Raw genomic sequence first — 13,895 nt, 5'->3', positions numbered from 1 at the left:
CGTCATGCTTGATGCCGCGCGCCGGGTGCTCGGGCGCCTCGGGCGGGTCGAGGTCGCACTCGCCATGGCCGCGCTGGCGGCCACCTGCGGGGTCACGGCCGTGCAGGCGGTGGTCCGCACCGGGTTCGGCGGCTCGCTGCTGTGGGCCGAGGAAGTGGGCCTGCTGCTGCTGAAGATCATGATCTTCGTCGGCGCGGCCGGGGTGTACAAGGCGCGGGCCTTCATCACCATCGACACCCTGATGACCCGCGCGCCGGAGGCCCTGAAGCGCCCGCTCATGCTGGCGGCCTGGACGGTCTCGGCGGTGTTCGGCGCGGTGGTGGCGTGGCAGGGGGCGCTGCTCTACCCGTCCCAGATCATCACCCGCACCTACCTGCTGGAATTGCCGCGCTTCGTGTTCACGATGCCCATCATCTACGCCGGGGCCTCCATCGCGCTGACCAGCCTGTTCTATATCGTGTGGCTGCTGTCGGCGCGCGGCCGGGCGGTCGGGACCACCGAGGCCGAGGACGCGGCCAGCCCCCTGGCCCGGTCGGGAGAGGCCCATTGATCGCGCTGCTCGCCCTCGGCCTGTTCTTCGCCCTGCTGCTGATGCGGGCCTCGGCGGCCAGCGCCATGGGCATCGCCTGCCTTGTCGGTCTGCTGGCGGGCGGCTATCCGCTCAGCCAGGTGCCGCGCTACATGAGCACGGGGGTCGAGTCCTTCGTGCTGCTGGCGGTGCCGTTCTTCATTCTTGTTGGCAATCTGCTGAACGGGGTGGGGGCGACCCAGCGCATCTTCGACTTCGCCCGGGCCGTCTTCGGCAGCATTCCCGGCGCGCTGGCCCAGGTGAACGTGGGCGCCAGCATGATCTTCGCCGGCATGTCCGGGGCCGCGCTGGCCGATGCGGCCGGGCTGGGCACGGTCGAGATGCAGGCCATGCGCCGCGCCGGGTATCGCCCCGCCTTCGCCGCCGCCGTCACCCTGGCGTCGTCGGTGATCGGCCCGATCATCCCGCCGTCCGTGGTGATGGTGGTCTATTCCGCCGCCACCGGGGTTTCGACCGGGCGGCTGTTCCTGGCCGGGCTGGTGCCGGGGGTGCTGATCGGCCTCGTGCTGATGATCTATATCTATGTGCTGGCCCGCACCGGCCGCGAGCCCTGCCCGGCCACCGACCGCTTCAGCCTGTCCGTGCTGGGCCGCCGCGCGCTGAGCGCCGGGCCGGCGCTGCTGGCGCCGGTCATCGTGCTGGCGGGGCTGGTCTCCGGCTCCGTCACCCCCACCGAGGCCGGGGTGGCGGCCGTGCTCTACACCCTGCTGGTGGGCGTGATGTACCGCACCCTGACCCTGGGCGTGCTGATGACCGCGTTGCGCGAGTCGGCCATGACCTCGGCGACCATCCTCTATCTGATCGCGGTCTCGGCCGTGTTCGGCTGGCTGATTACGGTGGAGGGCACGGCCCACCAGTTGGCGAGTCTCATCACCTTGGCCGGAGACTCGCCCATCGTCGGCCTGTTGATGCTGAACCTGTTGCTGCTGGTGATCGGCTGCCTGATGGAGACGACGGCGGCGATCCTGATCGCCGGCTCGCTGCTGCTGCCGGTGGCGACGGCCCTGGGCGTCGATCCGGTCCACTTCGGCGTGATCCTGTGCTTCAACCTGCTGATCGGCATCATGACCCCGCCCATGGGCGTGGGGCTGTTCGTGATCGCCGCCGTGGGGCGGGTGCCGGTGGCCTCGGTGATCCGGGCCGCGCTGCCGTTCCTGGTGCCGCTGATGGTGGCGCTGATGGTCATCACCTTCGTGCCCGCGCTGTCCCTGTGGCTGCCCGGGCTGGTGTTCGACGGCTAGGCCGGGGGGCTATCCGGCGGCCTCCAGGCGCGCCACCCTGACGATGGACTCGATCGCGGCCCGTTCGTCGCCCCGAAAAACAGGCACGCCATCGAGCCGGTTGTGGGCTCGTTTCAGGTTCTTCCGGCTGATGGCACTGAAGTTGGTGTCTTCCAGGAGCGCGATCACGGAAAGATTCTGAACGTTCTGCGCCTGGGCTTCCGCCTGCAGGAGCAGGGCCTCCATCAACCGTTCATTCCGAGTCACGACGAAGATGGCCGCCGTGTTTCCCGGCCCCCTCGGACTGACAAGAAAGTCCGCGGGAATGTCCTCCAGGCTCTTCGAGACAGGCGCCCCCTCCTCAATATCGGCCAAGCCTGCCAATCGTTCGAACAGGGCTTTCCGCGCATCGTCCCTGAACGTGGCGCGCACCGCCTCCCGGGTCATCAGCGACAGATCCCGAGTGCGCAGCAGACCGGACAGAAACCGGATGGCGCGATCGGGCAAGTGATCGTCGTCGGAGACCCGGGACGACTTGATCTCGAAGGTATCCCGATCCCAATACGCATCGGCCTCCCGCAGGATCCGGTCAAGCATGTCCCCGCGCTGACTCGTCTCGATATCGATCCCGGCCCCGATCAGGGACGCCAGGTAATCCCCGTCGTCCGCCAAGAGCCAGCCATCAACCTCCCGGACGGCAAAAAAGGTCATTCTGTCGCCTGACTCGTCCGTGAACGGTGTCGCGATGGCGAATCCGTCCTCGACCGCACGGACTTTCAAATCCGCGCAAAAGGCTTTGCACAGGCGCGTCTCAAGTGTTGTTTCATCGACCATCTGCGACCTGCTCGAATAGCGGGCCCATATCACGCGTGACCCGGTAGAAGCGCTGCGCGGCCGCCCAGAACGACTCTCTGTCCCATGATGGCATCGGACGATCCATCAGATCGGACGCCGGAAACCGGGTCAAGGTGTCCATGCTGGTGGGTCCGACCTCCTGCCCGCTCCGGTCGCAGTCCGCATGCGCATGACGGGGCTCGCAGGGATGACTCTCGAACCGCGCCACACATGACCACCCCTTCGGGGTCGCGACCAGGAGTCGGGCACTCCAGTTCAGGCGGGCGGGGCGCGCCTGGACGAACAGGATATAGTCATGGCCGTCGTCGCACGTCAGGGCTGCTGATCGCCAGACCCACCCCTCACCCAGGGGCTTGCTCTTGTTGAGGACGGGACAGTGTCGCGGCGGCACGAGGCCATCTTTCCAGAGCGTATCTCTCAGGACCTGCTTCTTTTTCAAGATGATATGCCGGACGCGCATCGTACCCCGCCTTCCTCACCCCCGCACGGCGGACCAGGCTCCGCCGGGTCTGCCACGGCCCCTGAATTGGGGAAGAGGCGGCACTATACCATGAATGGGTCAATCGTCAGGCCGCCCGGACAGGCGATCCCCCCAAGACTGCCGCCCGACGCCGCCCTTGGGCTGGCGGTCGCCCAGTTTCACGCGCAGGAAGGCGTTGGTGGAATAGCGGCTGACGTGGCGGTAGTAGCGCTCGACCATGCGGCCCACCATCTCGGCGTAGGCGTCGGCCACGTCCTCCTGCACCACGAAGCCGTCGTAGTTCACCACCACGTCCACGCGCCGGCCCTGGGCCTCGCAGATGCGCACGGCGATGGTCTCGATCTCCTGGATCTGCGCCAGCCGATCCACGCGCAGGTTCTCGAAATTCACGAACAGCCGGTTCTGGGCCGCATCGTAGGTGATGCGCTCGGTCAGGCTGAGCGCCTTGAAGCGCTCGGCAAGCCCCATCGGGCCGTCGCGGAAGATCACCGCGTCCATGGTGCGGGGGCGGTCGATCAGCGGCCGGAAGTCCATGGTGGCGAGAATGTCGCGCTCGATGTCGATGCCGGGGGCCACCTCGGCCAGCCGCAGACCGCCCTTCTCCAGCGTGAACACGCAGCGTTCCGTGACGTACAGCACCGATTTGCCCAGCCGGGCGGCCCGCGTGCCGGAGAACGTGACCTGCTCCACCTGCCGGCGGAACTTGCGCAGCCGCCCCTCCGAGACGATGCGCAGCCGGCCCTTCTCGATCGCAACCGCCAGACCGTCGGCGGTGAAGGTGCCGGCGAAAACCACCCGGCGGGCGTTCTGGCTGATGTTGATGAAGCCGCCGGCCCCGGCCAGCCGGGGGCCGAAGCGCGAGACGTTGACGTTGCCGTGGGCGTCGCACTGGGCCAGCCCCAGGCAGGCCAGATCGAGGCCGCCGCCGTCGTAGAAGTCGAACTGCTGGTTCTGGTCGATGATGGCGTCGGGATTGTACGCCGCGCCGAAGTCCAGGCCGTTGGCCGGGATGCCGCCGACGATGCCCGGTTCGGCGGTCAAGGTCACCTCGCGAATGATGCGCTCCTCGACCGCGACCGAGGCCACGCCTTCCGGCATGCCGATGCCCAGGTTGACGACGCCGTTGGCGGGCAGCTCGAACGCGGCGCGGCGCGCGATCACCTTGCGGTCGTCCAGCGGCATGACCGGCAGGCCGTCCATGGGCGTGCGCACCTCGGTCGAGAACACCGGGCTGTAGGGCGTGGCGTAGGTCTGGACGTGGTTCTCGGGCCGGCTCTTCACCACGCAGTCCACCAGGATGCCCGGCACACGCACCTGTCGGGGATGCAGCGAGCCGGCCTCGGCGATGCGCTCCACCTGGGCGATGACCAGCCCGCCCGAATTGCGCGTCGCCATGGCCATGGCCAGCGTGTCCAGGGTCAGGGCCTCGCGCTCCATGGTCAGGTTGCCCTGGGCGTCGGCCGTGGTGCCCCGGATGAAGGCGACATTGATCGGGATCGCCTTGTAGAACAGGTACTCCTCGCCGCCCAGGGTGATCCGTTCCACCATGGCTTCGGTGGAGCGGGCGTTGATGCGCCCGCCCTCCAGGCGCGGATCGACGAAGGTTTCCAGCCCCACCCGCGAGATCGTGCCCGGCTTGCTGGCGGCGATGTCGCGATAAAGCTGGGAGATGCAGCCCTGCGGCAGGTTGTAGGCGTCGATCTTTTCCTCGATCGCCATGCGGCCCAGCTTGGGGATCAGCCCCCAGTGACCGCCGACGACCCGGCGCACGAGCCCATCGAGGGCGAGGCGGTTGAGGCCCCGCTCCTGGCCGTCGCCCTGCCCGGCGGCGAACAGCAGGGTCAGGTCCCGCGGCCGGGCGCTCTCCCGGAACCGTTCCGCCAGCGCGGCCAGCAGCTCGTCAGGCACACCGCAGCCGACGAAGCCCGCGTTGCACAGCACATCGCCGTCCCGGATCATCGCCACCGCCTCGGCCGCCGAGACGATCTTGTTCTTGGCCTTGCGCGTTCTCAGCGCGTGCGGTGACACGTCCATGCGGCGTTCCCCCCCAACCGATCAAGGCTGCCTGACCCAGCCCCCCGCGAGGGTTCTCCGAACCGCCGCGCCTGTCAACGACGGGCGAACCCTCCGCCTTGCGGAATCGCAATGCCTGCCCGAACGGGGAGGGGCATGGTTGCAGGTGAAACGAGTCGGGCCGGTCTCACAGGACTGGCGTCGGCGACAGGCAGGCCACGCAGACCCGATCGGCAGGTGTCGCACCCACGCATGAAGACAACGATGCAGCCGCACAGGGCCTGAAGGCCCGCGCCCCAAAAGACCCACATTGGAAGACGGGCCAGCCTGCCGAATGACTGTCGGCCGGGCGATTTTTTATTGGTTTATTATTATAGCCACCCGCGTTTTTTTCGGTGGTTTCGTCGTTTTATCTTGTCATTGTAATTTGTCTAATTTAGAAAACGCTCATGGACGCTGTTCCTCGCCCGGCACCATGACGCGCCAGCGCGCCCGGCGGGCGGCCTGACATTCACCCACACAGGGGTCCGCACCATGGAGATCCTGGGCCTGTACCCGACCTGGTCGGAGCCGTTCGTCGGCAACGGCTGGGTCGTCGGCATCATCGCGACGATTCACGTGCTGATGTCGCACACCGCCGTCGGCGCGGCGCTGTTCTTCACCTACCTCGCCACCATCGCCTATCGCGACGACCGGCCGGAGCTGCTGGACTACATCAAGTCCTACGGCCTGTTCCTGCTGATCTTCTCGTATGTGCTGGGGTCCATCACCGGGCCGGGCATCTGGTATTCGACCACGGTCGCCAGCCCGCGCGGCATCTCCGCGCTGATCCACAGCTTCGTGTGGAAGTGGGCGACGGAGTGGGTGTTCTTCGTGATCGAGGTGGTGGGCGTCTATCTCATCATCTACCTGATCGGGAAGGTGGACAAACGCACCCACCTGAAGATCGCGTGGATCTTCGGCCTCGCATCCCTGACGACCATGCTCATCATCGTCGGCATCCTGTCGTTCATGATGTGGCCGGGCAAGGCGGCCTGGTTCGCCGAGGGCGGCTATCTGAACGGCTTTTACGGGTCCAACACCTTCGCCCATCTGGCGATGCGCGTGGCCTTCATGTTCACCATGACGGCGGTGGTCGGCGGCATCGTGGTCGCGGGCCTGAAGGACAAGGCCCTGAAGCGCGACATCGCGCGCCGCCTGGGCATCATGGGCCTGATCTCGGGCGTGATCGGGTTCGGGCTGCTGAAGTGGTACATGACCACCCTGCCGCCCGAGACCGAGGTGGTCGTCGCCAACCGCCTGCCGGCGTACTTCGACGACAGCATGCTCATCACGCTGGCGATCATCGGGACCTACTTCATCGTCACCATGATCCAGCCGCGCCTTCTGATCCGCTCGGTGGCGGCGACGATGACGGTGGTGATCCTGGTGTTCGGGCTGTGGCCCGAGGAGACCGCGCGCGAATCCATCCGCAAGCCCTTCGTGGCCGGGCAGTACCTGTACTCCAACCAGATCGTGGCGCGCGACGTGCCCGGCATGAACATCGAGTCGGAGCTGCCCACCCTGGCCGCGCACGGCGTGCTGGCGACCCATCCGTTCCTGCCGGACGGCCTGCGCACCGTGACCCCGGAAAACGCCGTGGCCGCCGGCGAGGCCATCGCGCTGACGATGTGTTCGAACTGCCACAACCTCAGCGAGACCGGCATCCGGCCCATCCGCAATTACTTCGGCGACGAGACCGACGTGGCGGCCATTCGGGACTACCTGAAGGCCGCGCTGTCCACGGGCGCGACCATGTACATGCCGGCCATGCCCCTGACCCACGACGAGTTCGAGGCCCTGGCGGTCTACATCGCCTGGCTGGAGGACCCCGCCGCGGCCGACGCATACGCCGCCGCCGCCCGTCGTCTCGCCCTCGACACGGAGAACTGAGCCATGGACGCCCAAACCCTGATGGCGCTGCGCGATCCCGCCGGCCTGCCGTTCTTCCCCGAGGTGTTCATGGGCCTCGGCGTGCTGACCTTCGCGCTGCACATCTTCGCGGTGCAGCTCATGCTGGGGGCGTCGGGCCTCGCCGTGTACGGCGCCTTCACCCCCAACCCGCACGGCCGCCGGCTGGGCCTGGCCATGCTGGATGTGGCCAAGGTGTCGGTCTCGGTGGCCATCGTGATCGGCGTCGCCCCGCTGCTGTTCGTGCAGGTGATCTATGATCCGTTCTGGTACACCGCGAACGTGCTGTCGGCGCGCTGGGTGATGGCGTTCATCCTGATCCTGATCGTCGCCTATCTGGCCATGTACCTGTTCTATTTCCGGAACACGCAGGGCGACGCGCAGGCGCCGCGCAGATCGGCGTGGGCCATCGTGGTGTCGGTCGTCCTGCTGCTGGTGGTCGGCTCCATCATGCACGTGCTGACCCGGGAAATGCTGTTCCCCGAGGACTGGAAGGGCTGGTACGCGCCGGACGGCGTGATCGACGCCAGCGGCGACAACTACAAGGCCTTCGCGCCGTTCCGCTTCGCCTTCTTCATCGCCATGGCGCTGCCGGTCACCGGCGCGTGGCTGATCGCCATGCGGCACTATTTCGCCGTGCGCCCGAACCGCTATCCGGCCACCTACCTGGACTTCGCCGGCCGCCTGGGCCGCACCATGATGCTGGGCGGCACCGCGCTGGTGATCCTGCTGGGCATCGGCTGGATGGCCACCCTGCCCGAGAAGGTCGCGGGCTTCGGCGCCTCCGTCTGGGTGTGGCCGCCGCTGCTGGGCCTGCTGCTGGCGGGCGGGATGGCGCTGAAGCCGCCGGCGCGCGACAGCGCCGGGTCCTACCTGGGGCTTGTGGTGCTGCTGGTCGCGGGCCTGCTGGTGGCCATCAGCCGCGAGGCGCTGCGCTACGCCATCCTGGTGGGCGAGCACGGCTATCAGGTGTTCGACTACCCGCTGAACATGGACTGGTATTCCACCGTGCTGTTCTTCGCCACCTTCGCGATCGTGGGCGGGCTGACGCTGACCTACCTGATCGCGGTGGTGTGGAACGCGGGCCGGACCGAGGGGGTCTACACCCCCGGCCCCGTGGTGGACCGCCTGGGCACGCTGTCGATCGGCGCGATCCTGGTGTGGATCCTCCAGTTCTTCGCCATCGGCTTCTATGTCTGGATGCAGTGAGGACCGCCGCCATGCAGACCCGTGTTTTCCCGCTTGTGCTGGCGGCCGCGCTTGCGGTGGCATCGCCCGCCGTCTGGACTCCCGCCGGGGCCGCCGACGGCGACCGCCGCCCCACGCCCGACCTGATCGCCCAGAACTGCGCCACCTGCCACGGCATGGACGGCCGCGTCTTCACCGAGGCCATGCCCGCGCTGGCCGGCATGGACCCCGAGGACTTCGTCGCCGCCATGCGGGCGTTCCGGGACGACCGGCGCCCCGGCACCATCATGGACCGCATCGCCAAGGCGTTCACCGAAGACGATGTCGCCGCCCTGGCCGCGCATTATGCCGCGCTGCCGGCCGACCCGCTGCCGCAGGAGGCCCACCGATGAGCCCCAACTCCCTCATCCTCTCCCGCCGCCGCCTGCTGGCCGGCGCGGCCGCGACCACCGGCCTCGCGCTGGCCGCGCCCGTGGTGCGCGCCCAGCCGGCCCGGCACCGGGTCGTGATCCTGGGCGGCGGCATCGGCGGCACCACCGCCGCCAAGTACATCGCCCTGACCAACCCGGGCGTCTCGGTCACGCTGATCGACCGCGACCGCACCTACTACACCTGCCCGCGCTCCAACGACGTGATCGTGGGTGTGCATGACATGCGGACCATCACCTTCACCCACGACGCGGTCATGAGCCGTTATGGGGTGACGGGGGTGTTCGGCGAGATCGTCGGCGTGGACCGCGACCGCAGGCAGGTGGCCATGGCAGACGGCACCCGGGTGCCCTATGACCGGCTGATCGTCTCGCCGGGGGTGGATCTGGTGTACGACTCCGTCTGGGGCTACTCGGAAGAGGTCGCCGACACCGTCATGCCCCACGGCTGGCACGCCGGGCGGCAAACCGAACTGCTGCGCGACCAGCTCAAGGCCGTGCCCCAGGGCGGGCGCGTCATCATCGTGGCCCCGCCCAATCCCTACCGCTGCCCGCCGGGGCCGTACGAGCGCGCCTCGATGATGGCCGAGTGGATGCAGCACCACAATCCGACCGGCAAGGTCCTGATCCTGGACCCCAAGAACGCCTTCACCAAGGACGGGCCGTTCAAGGCCGGATGGGAGCGCCTCTACGGCTTCGGCACCGACAAGGCCGTGCTGGAGTGGATCCCGGCCGCCGAGGGCGGGCTGGTCAGCGCGGTCGAGCCCGGGACCATGACCGTCGAGGCCGCCGGCGGCCGCATCCGGGGCGATCTGGTCAACGTCATCCCCGCCATGCGCGCCGGGCGTCTGGCCGGCACGCTGGGCCTGACCAACGGCGACGGCTGGTGCCCGGTGGACCAGAGCACGTTCCGGTCCGATCTGGCCGAGGACACCCACGTCATCGGCGACGCCTGCATCGCCGGCGCCATGCCCAAGTCCGGCTATGCCGCCAACAGTCAGGCCAAGCTGGTGGCCCATGTCATCCGCGCCGAACTGGCGGGCGAGCCCCTGCCCGTGCCCACCTTCGCCAACGCCTGCTACAGCCTGGTGGGGGAGAGCTACGGGGTCTCCATCGCCTCCATCTACGAGGTCGATCCGGCCGGCGAGATCGTGAACGTCGCGGGCTCGGGGGGCGTGTCGCCCGTCGATGACGCACCCAACCGGCCGGTGCTGGAGGCGGTGTACCAGAAGAACTGGCACCGCACCTTCGCCGCCGATGTGTTCTCGTGAGGGAGGGGCCCGCGATGACGACCCGTATCCTGAAGACCGTGACCCTGGCCGGCGCCCTGATACTGGGGGGCGCGGCGACCGCCTCGGAGCCGCCGACCGCCGCCCCGGCGCTGACTCCGGCCGACCTGATGACCCTGATGAAGACCATGCCGGCCGGGGATGCCGCGCGCGGCGCCGACCTGCATGACACCTACTGGTGCGCGTCCTGCCACGGCACCGACGGCGTGGCCTGGAGTGAGAACTATCCCTCCGTGGCCGGTCAGGCCCGGGTCTATGTCTACAAGACCCTGCTGGACTACCGCGACGGCCGCCGGGTCGAGGGCGACGGCCGCTGGGAGTCCATGGCCGCCACCGTGCGGGCGCTCGACGACCAGGACCTGGCCGACCTGGCCGCGTACTATGCCGGCGCAGTCCTGCCCGCCCCGGACGCGGGCACGGCGCAGGCCTCGGCCGAGGCTGCGCCGGCGGTCATGACCCTGGTCCGCCACGGCGATCCGTCGCGGCTGATGACCGCCTGCGCGTCGTGTCACGGGGTCTCCGGCACCGGCGGCAAGCCGGAGGTGCCGCGCCTTGCCGGGCTGGAGCGCGCCTATCTGGAGCGCACCCTGCGCCTGTTCCATGGCGGGGTCCGGGCCAGCGACACGGACAAGAACATGCGATTCTTCGCCGACCGCCTGAGCGACGACGAGATCGCCGCCCTGGCGGCCTACTACGCGGGGCTGGAGTGATGCCCATGAGGACAGCGACTCTGGCGGCGGCCCTGGCGGCCGTCGCCCTGGCCGGACCGGCGGGCGCGGCGGATACCGCGCCCCTGGCGATCACCGTGATCGGCGTGGAGGCGGGCGACGGGTCCGTGCGCGCCGACATCTATGACAACGCCGAGACCTTCCGCGAACCGGACGAGGCCGTGGCGGCCCTGGCCGTGGCGGCGCGCCCGGGCGGGACGGTGGATCTGGAGCCGGTGGCGCTGCCGCCGGGCCGCTATGCCGTCATCGTCTACCACGACGAGGACGACGACGGCGACCTGGACCGCTTCCTGGGCATGATGCCCACCGAGGGCTATGGGGTCTCCACCAACCCCACCCTCAGCGGCCCGCCGGACTTCGACGACACCGCCGTCATCTTGCCGCCCGAGGGCACCACGATCCGGATCGAGATGCGGTACTGATGCGGGCGAGACTCACCCCGCCGTCAGGGTGATGAGGCGGCAGCCGATGTTCTCGCCCGGCAGGTAGTCCGTCCGCGCGCGCGCCGTCACGCGGGCGTGGCCGCCCTCTTCCAGCGCCGCCAGGGCGGTGTCGTAGTCCTGGGCGTCGTACACGCCGTCGTTGACGGTGAAGGTGATCGGTCCGCCGGCGCGCGTCACGCGGATCAATTCGCGCAGGCCGTCCGGCCCCACGTGGCCGTGAGTGAAGGTGCCCACACAGACGATGCCGTCATAGCGGTCGTCGGGCAGATCGAGGCGCGCCGTCAGGTCGCCTTCCATCACCCGGTCATAGACGCCCTTCTTGGCGGCGACCGTCAGCATCTCCGGCGAGATGTCGAGCCCATCCACGTGCCGATAGCCCAGCGCGCGCAGCTCCTGGCCCACCAGACCCGTGCCGCAGCCCACATCGAGCACCCGCCCGGTGGTGTCCGGAAAGGCGTCGGCGAACGCGCGCGCGGCATGGCGCGGCGCGATGTAGCCCAATTGGTCCACCACGTCCTGATCGTAGCCCTCCGCCCAGTCGCGATACAGGGCGCGGACCTCGTCGGGGGTTTCCACTGCATACGCCTGTTGCAGGCGTTCGTCCCTGGCCATGGTCTCGGAATCCTGTCCTGTGAATGATACCAACGGCCTCTGACGAGGACCGTTGGAGTCCGTGGCCGGCCCACTCCCCCACCCGGCCACCCACGACAGTATTCTATGGGTGGCCGGGTGGGGGAGAGGGCCGGGGCCGTTCGGCGGGTGAGACACTCTCACCCGCCGCAGAGATGACAAGCCGTCCCGGTCGGGAAGACGGGGAGACCCTACCCCAGCCAGGGGGACCCGGCGCAACCCCCAATGGTCCCGTCACCCCGGAGGCGCGCTCCGGCCGGTGCGGGTGGCCCAGTCCGGGCGGTAGCCGGCGTCGGCCTGATCGCCCCAGCAGGTCCAGCCCGCCCGCACGCCCCGCGCGAACATCTCCAGCCGGGGACCGGGCGAGCAGGCCTCGATCAGGTCGTGGAAGGCCGCCGGCTTGCGCGAATGCTCCTGCTTGGGCGCGGCCAGCAGGTTGACCTGCCGCCGGCCCGGGTCGAGCGTGCGGGCGTGCGGGCCGCGCACCCCGAACAGCAGCATTTCGGTGACGTTGCGGAAGTAGAACCCGACGCCGCGCCCGTCACTGCCCTTGTCCTTGCGGATCTTGTGCCAGATCAGGTTGGTCTTGTAGGTGAACCCCCAGGCGGCGAGCACCGCCAGGCCCTCCGGCAGCAGGGCGTTGGGCACCCAGAGGTAACAATGCGCCGTGGGCGCGGCCAGCGCCTCCACCGGCAGCGCGGCGATGGCCGGCGTGTCCAGGGTGCCGTAGCGGGTCAGGCGGCGGTGCTCCGGGGCCATCTTGCCGGTGCGGTTGGTGAAGCGCCACGGCGGGTCCGCGAGCACGGTTGCGAACGGCCCCCGGTCCGCCAGCGCCAGCAGCTCGGCGGCGGGATCGGGCATAGGTCCGGGATCAACGATGTCGGGCGGCGGATCGGTCACGGCACGGTCCGGAGCGGGGCATGGCAACAACGCGTCGGTCACTGTAGCATCCCGAAGGTCCCTCGCCAGTTTCCGTTCGACCGGAGGAGTCCATGCCCGTCACCCTGCGCACCCTGACGGGGGCCGACCTCGATGCCCATCTGGACGACCTCGCCCGGCTGCGCATCGCCGTCTTCCGCGCCTTCCCGTACCTGTACGATGGCGACGCGGCCTATGAGCGGCGCTATCTGCGCACCTATGTCGAGACCCCCGGCGGTGTCCTTGTGGCGGCCCTGGACGGCGACAGGGTGGTGGGCGCCGCCACCGGCGTGCCCCTTGTCGGCGAGCCGGACGACGTCCGCCGGGCGGTCGCGGACGGCGGCCTGGACGTGGCCGCCACGTTCTATTTCGGGGAATCGGTGCTGTTGCCCGCGTACCGGGGCCGGGGCCTCGGCGTGGGCTTCTTCGAGGCCCGCGAGGCCCACGCCCGGGCCCTGGGCGGCATGACCCACGCCGTGTTCTGCGCCGTCGAGCGGCCGGCGGACCATCCGCGGCGGCCGGCCGATTATGTGCCGCTGGACGCCTTCTGGCGACGGCGCGGCTATGCCCCGCTGCCGGGAGCGCGCTGCGCGTTCTCCTGGCGCGATCTGGACGAGCCGGCCGAGAGCCCCAAGCCGATGGCCTTCTGGGTCCGGCGCCTGGCGCCCTCGGAGTGACCGGCGCAAAACCGGACACGTCGGGTTCGCAGCCGATCAGACCCGCCAGACCAATACGCGTATTCGACGAAGACCATGCCGGACGGGGCTTGCAGCCCCGTCCGGACCGTTTCGTCCAACGGATGGGGATGAAAACGCTTCGGGCGGGAGTGCAACTCCCGCCCGGCGTCAGGCCCACTCGACTCATCGCCGATCAAAAAGAGTTCATCACGGATTTCCGGGGAGCGGACGGTTCACGGCGGCGAGGGGGTCATGCTGCGCTGTCCAGGCCCCTCCTCTCTGGCGTTGCGCGTCACACCTGAACCCCCTCCCGACCTCCCCCATGAATGGGGGAGGCGTCCCGTTACACCAGGAGCCGGCCGGACTCCCTCCCCATGGAATGGGGAGGGCTGGGGAGGGGTTGTGTCGGGGTACAGACCGGCTACCTAGGTAACAGAATAGACCGGCAACATGGGTAACAGGTCCACTGGCTGGCGAGGAGGGCTC

14 protein-coding genes are annotated in these 13,895 nt (G+C 69.0%); 9 read left to right on the top strand and 5 right to left on the bottom strand.

Features of this window, described 5'->3' with window-relative positions; translation table 11 throughout:
* Nucleotides 1-4 precede the first annotated feature (4 nt).
* A complete protein-coding gene (locus GHC57_RS14875; RefSeq protein WP_153345652.1) occupies nucleotides 5-550 on the top strand; it encodes a TRAP transporter small permease in 546 nt (181 codons plus the stop codon).
* Nucleotides 547-1,830, top strand: a complete 1,284-nt coding sequence (locus GHC57_RS14870; protein WP_153345650.1) for a TRAP transporter large permease — start codon at nucleotides 547-549, stop codon at nucleotides 1,828-1,830. The genes GHC57_RS14875 and GHC57_RS14870 overlap by 4 nt, the downstream gene beginning before the upstream one ends.
* A 9-nt stretch (nucleotides 1,831-1,839) precedes the next feature.
* On the opposite strand, the gene GHC57_RS14865 is transcribed toward GHC57_RS14870, so the two are convergent.
* From GHC57_RS14865 to GHC57_RS14855, 3 genes are all read right to left on the bottom strand, one after another.
* Nucleotides 1,840-2,643: a DUF1828 domain-containing protein gene (locus GHC57_RS14865; RefSeq protein WP_153345648.1), complete on the bottom strand. Its 804-nt coding sequence runs from the start codon at nucleotides 2,641-2,643 to the stop codon at nucleotides 1,840-1,842.
* Nucleotides 2,633-3,124, bottom strand: a complete 492-nt coding sequence (locus tag GHC57_RS14860; RefSeq protein ID WP_153345646.1) for a hypothetical protein — start codon at nucleotides 3,122-3,124, stop codon at nucleotides 2,633-2,635. Before GHC57_RS14860 ends, GHC57_RS14865 begins: the two co-directional genes overlap by 11 nt.
* A gap of 99 nt (nucleotides 3,125-3,223) precedes the next feature.
* Nucleotides 3,224-5,179: an acyl CoA:acetate/3-ketoacid CoA transferase gene (locus tag GHC57_RS14855; RefSeq protein ID WP_153345644.1), complete on the bottom strand. Its 1,956-nt coding sequence runs from the start codon at nucleotides 5,177-5,179 to the stop codon at nucleotides 3,224-3,226.
* A 513-nt stretch (nucleotides 5,180-5,692) separates the two neighbouring features.
* Between GHC57_RS14855 and GHC57_RS14850 the strand changes: the two genes are divergently transcribed.
* From GHC57_RS14850 to GHC57_RS14825, 6 genes are read left to right on the top strand one after another with little or no spacing between them, the layout of a single operon-like run.
* Nucleotides 5,693-7,090 carry a c-type cytochrome gene (locus GHC57_RS14850; RefSeq protein ID WP_211369210.1) on the top strand — a complete coding sequence of 466 codons (1,398 nt, stop codon included), beginning with the start codon at nucleotides 5,693-5,695 and terminating at the stop codon, nucleotides 7,088-7,090.
* A 3-nt stretch (nucleotides 7,091-7,093) separates the two neighbouring features.
* Nucleotides 7,094-8,317 (top strand): hypothetical protein, encoded by a 1,224-nt coding sequence (locus GHC57_RS14845; protein WP_153345642.1) that lies wholly within the window; start codon nucleotides 7,094-7,096, stop codon nucleotides 8,315-8,317.
* Nucleotides 8,318-8,328: 11 nt separating this feature from the next.
* On the top strand, nucleotides 8,329-8,688 hold the full coding sequence (locus tag GHC57_RS14840) for a c-type cytochrome (RefSeq protein ID WP_153345640.1): 360 nt from the start codon (nucleotides 8,329-8,331) through the stop codon (nucleotides 8,686-8,688).
* Nucleotides 8,685-9,995 carry an NAD(P)/FAD-dependent oxidoreductase gene (locus tag GHC57_RS14835; protein ID WP_153345638.1) on the top strand — a complete coding sequence of 437 codons (1,311 nt, stop codon included), beginning with the start codon at nucleotides 8,685-8,687 and terminating at the stop codon, nucleotides 9,993-9,995. The genes GHC57_RS14840 and GHC57_RS14835 overlap by 4 nt, the downstream gene beginning before the upstream one ends.
* 14 nt (nucleotides 9,996-10,009) lie before the next feature.
* Complete coding sequence (locus GHC57_RS14830) at nucleotides 10,010-10,723, top strand: c-type cytochrome (RefSeq protein ID WP_153345636.1); 714 nt, start codon at nucleotides 10,010-10,012, stop codon at nucleotides 10,721-10,723.
* A 5-nt stretch (nucleotides 10,724-10,728) separates the two neighbouring features.
* Nucleotides 10,729-11,163 carry a DUF2141 domain-containing protein gene (locus tag GHC57_RS14825; protein WP_153345634.1) on the top strand — a complete coding sequence of 145 codons (435 nt, stop codon included), beginning with the start codon at nucleotides 10,729-10,731 and terminating at the stop codon, nucleotides 11,161-11,163.
* Nucleotides 11,164-11,175: 12 nt separating this feature from the next.
* On the opposite strand, the gene GHC57_RS14820 is transcribed toward GHC57_RS14825, so the two are convergent.
* Nucleotides 11,176-11,796: a class I SAM-dependent DNA methyltransferase gene (locus GHC57_RS14820; protein ID WP_153345632.1), complete on the bottom strand. Its 621-nt coding sequence runs from the start codon at nucleotides 11,794-11,796 to the stop codon at nucleotides 11,176-11,178.
* A gap of 252 nt (nucleotides 11,797-12,048) precedes the next feature.
* The gene (locus GHC57_RS14815) at nucleotides 12,049-12,714 is read right to left on the bottom strand and encodes an MT-A70 family methyltransferase (RefSeq protein ID WP_343031187.1); all 666 of its coding nucleotides are present in this window, start codon (nucleotides 12,712-12,714) and stop codon (nucleotides 12,049-12,051) included.
* 92 nt (nucleotides 12,715-12,806) lie between these two features.
* On the opposite strand from GHC57_RS14815, the gene GHC57_RS14810 reads away from it, so the two are divergent.
* Entirely contained in the window at nucleotides 12,807-13,409 is a 603-nt protein-coding gene (locus GHC57_RS14810) for a GNAT family N-acetyltransferase (RefSeq protein ID WP_153345630.1), read from the top strand.
* Nucleotides 13,410-13,895 lie beyond the last annotated feature (486 nt).

The organism is Roseospira navarrensis, assembly GCF_009601025.1.
Taxonomy (GTDB): domain Bacteria; phylum Pseudomonadota; class Alphaproteobacteria; order Rhodospirillales; family Rhodospirillaceae; genus Rhodospira; species Rhodospira navarrensis.
The sequence above is the reverse complement of the archived record's forward strand: the minus strand, read 5'-3'. Positions and strand labels throughout refer to the sequence as shown.

Coding starts and splice junctions, on each gene's coding strand:
- GHC57_RS14850 (WP_211369210.1), top strand. CDS start 5,693: ATGGAGATCCTGGGCCTGTACCCGACCTGGTCGGAGCCGTTCGTCGGC.
- GHC57_RS14840 (WP_153345640.1), top strand. CDS start 8,329: ATGCAGACCCGTGTTTTCCCGCTTGTGCTGGCGGCCGCGCTTGCGGTG.
- GHC57_RS14875 (WP_153345652.1), top strand. CDS start 5: ATGCTTGATGCCGCGCGCCGGGTGCTCGGGCGCCTCGGGCGGGTCGAG.
- GHC57_RS14830 (WP_153345636.1), top strand. CDS start 10,010: ATGACGACCCGTATCCTGAAGACCGTGACCCTGGCCGGCGCCCTGATA.
- GHC57_RS14820 (WP_153345632.1), bottom strand. CDS start 11,796: ATGGCCAGGGACGAACGCCTGCAACAGGCGTATGCAGTGGAAACCCCC.
- GHC57_RS14835 (WP_153345638.1), top strand. CDS start 8,685: ATGAGCCCCAACTCCCTCATCCTCTCCCGCCGCCGCCTGCTGGCCGGC.
- GHC57_RS14855 (WP_153345644.1), bottom strand. CDS start 5,179: ATGGACGTGTCACCGCACGCGCTGAGAACGCGCAAGGCCAAGAACAAG.
- GHC57_RS14825 (WP_153345634.1), top strand. CDS start 10,729: ATGAGGACAGCGACTCTGGCGGCGGCCCTGGCGGCCGTCGCCCTGGCC.
- GHC57_RS14865 (WP_153345648.1), bottom strand. CDS start 2,643: ATGGTCGATGAAACAACACTTGAGACGCGCCTGTGCAAAGCCTTTTGC.
- GHC57_RS14860 (WP_153345646.1), bottom strand. CDS start 3,124: ATGCGCGTCCGGCATATCATCTTGAAAAAGAAGCAGGTCCTGAGAGAT.
- GHC57_RS14845 (WP_153345642.1), top strand. CDS start 7,094: ATGGACGCCCAAACCCTGATGGCGCTGCGCGATCCCGCCGGCCTGCCG.
- GHC57_RS14810 (WP_153345630.1), top strand. CDS start 12,807: ATGCCCGTCACCCTGCGCACCCTGACGGGGGCCGACCTCGATGCCCAT.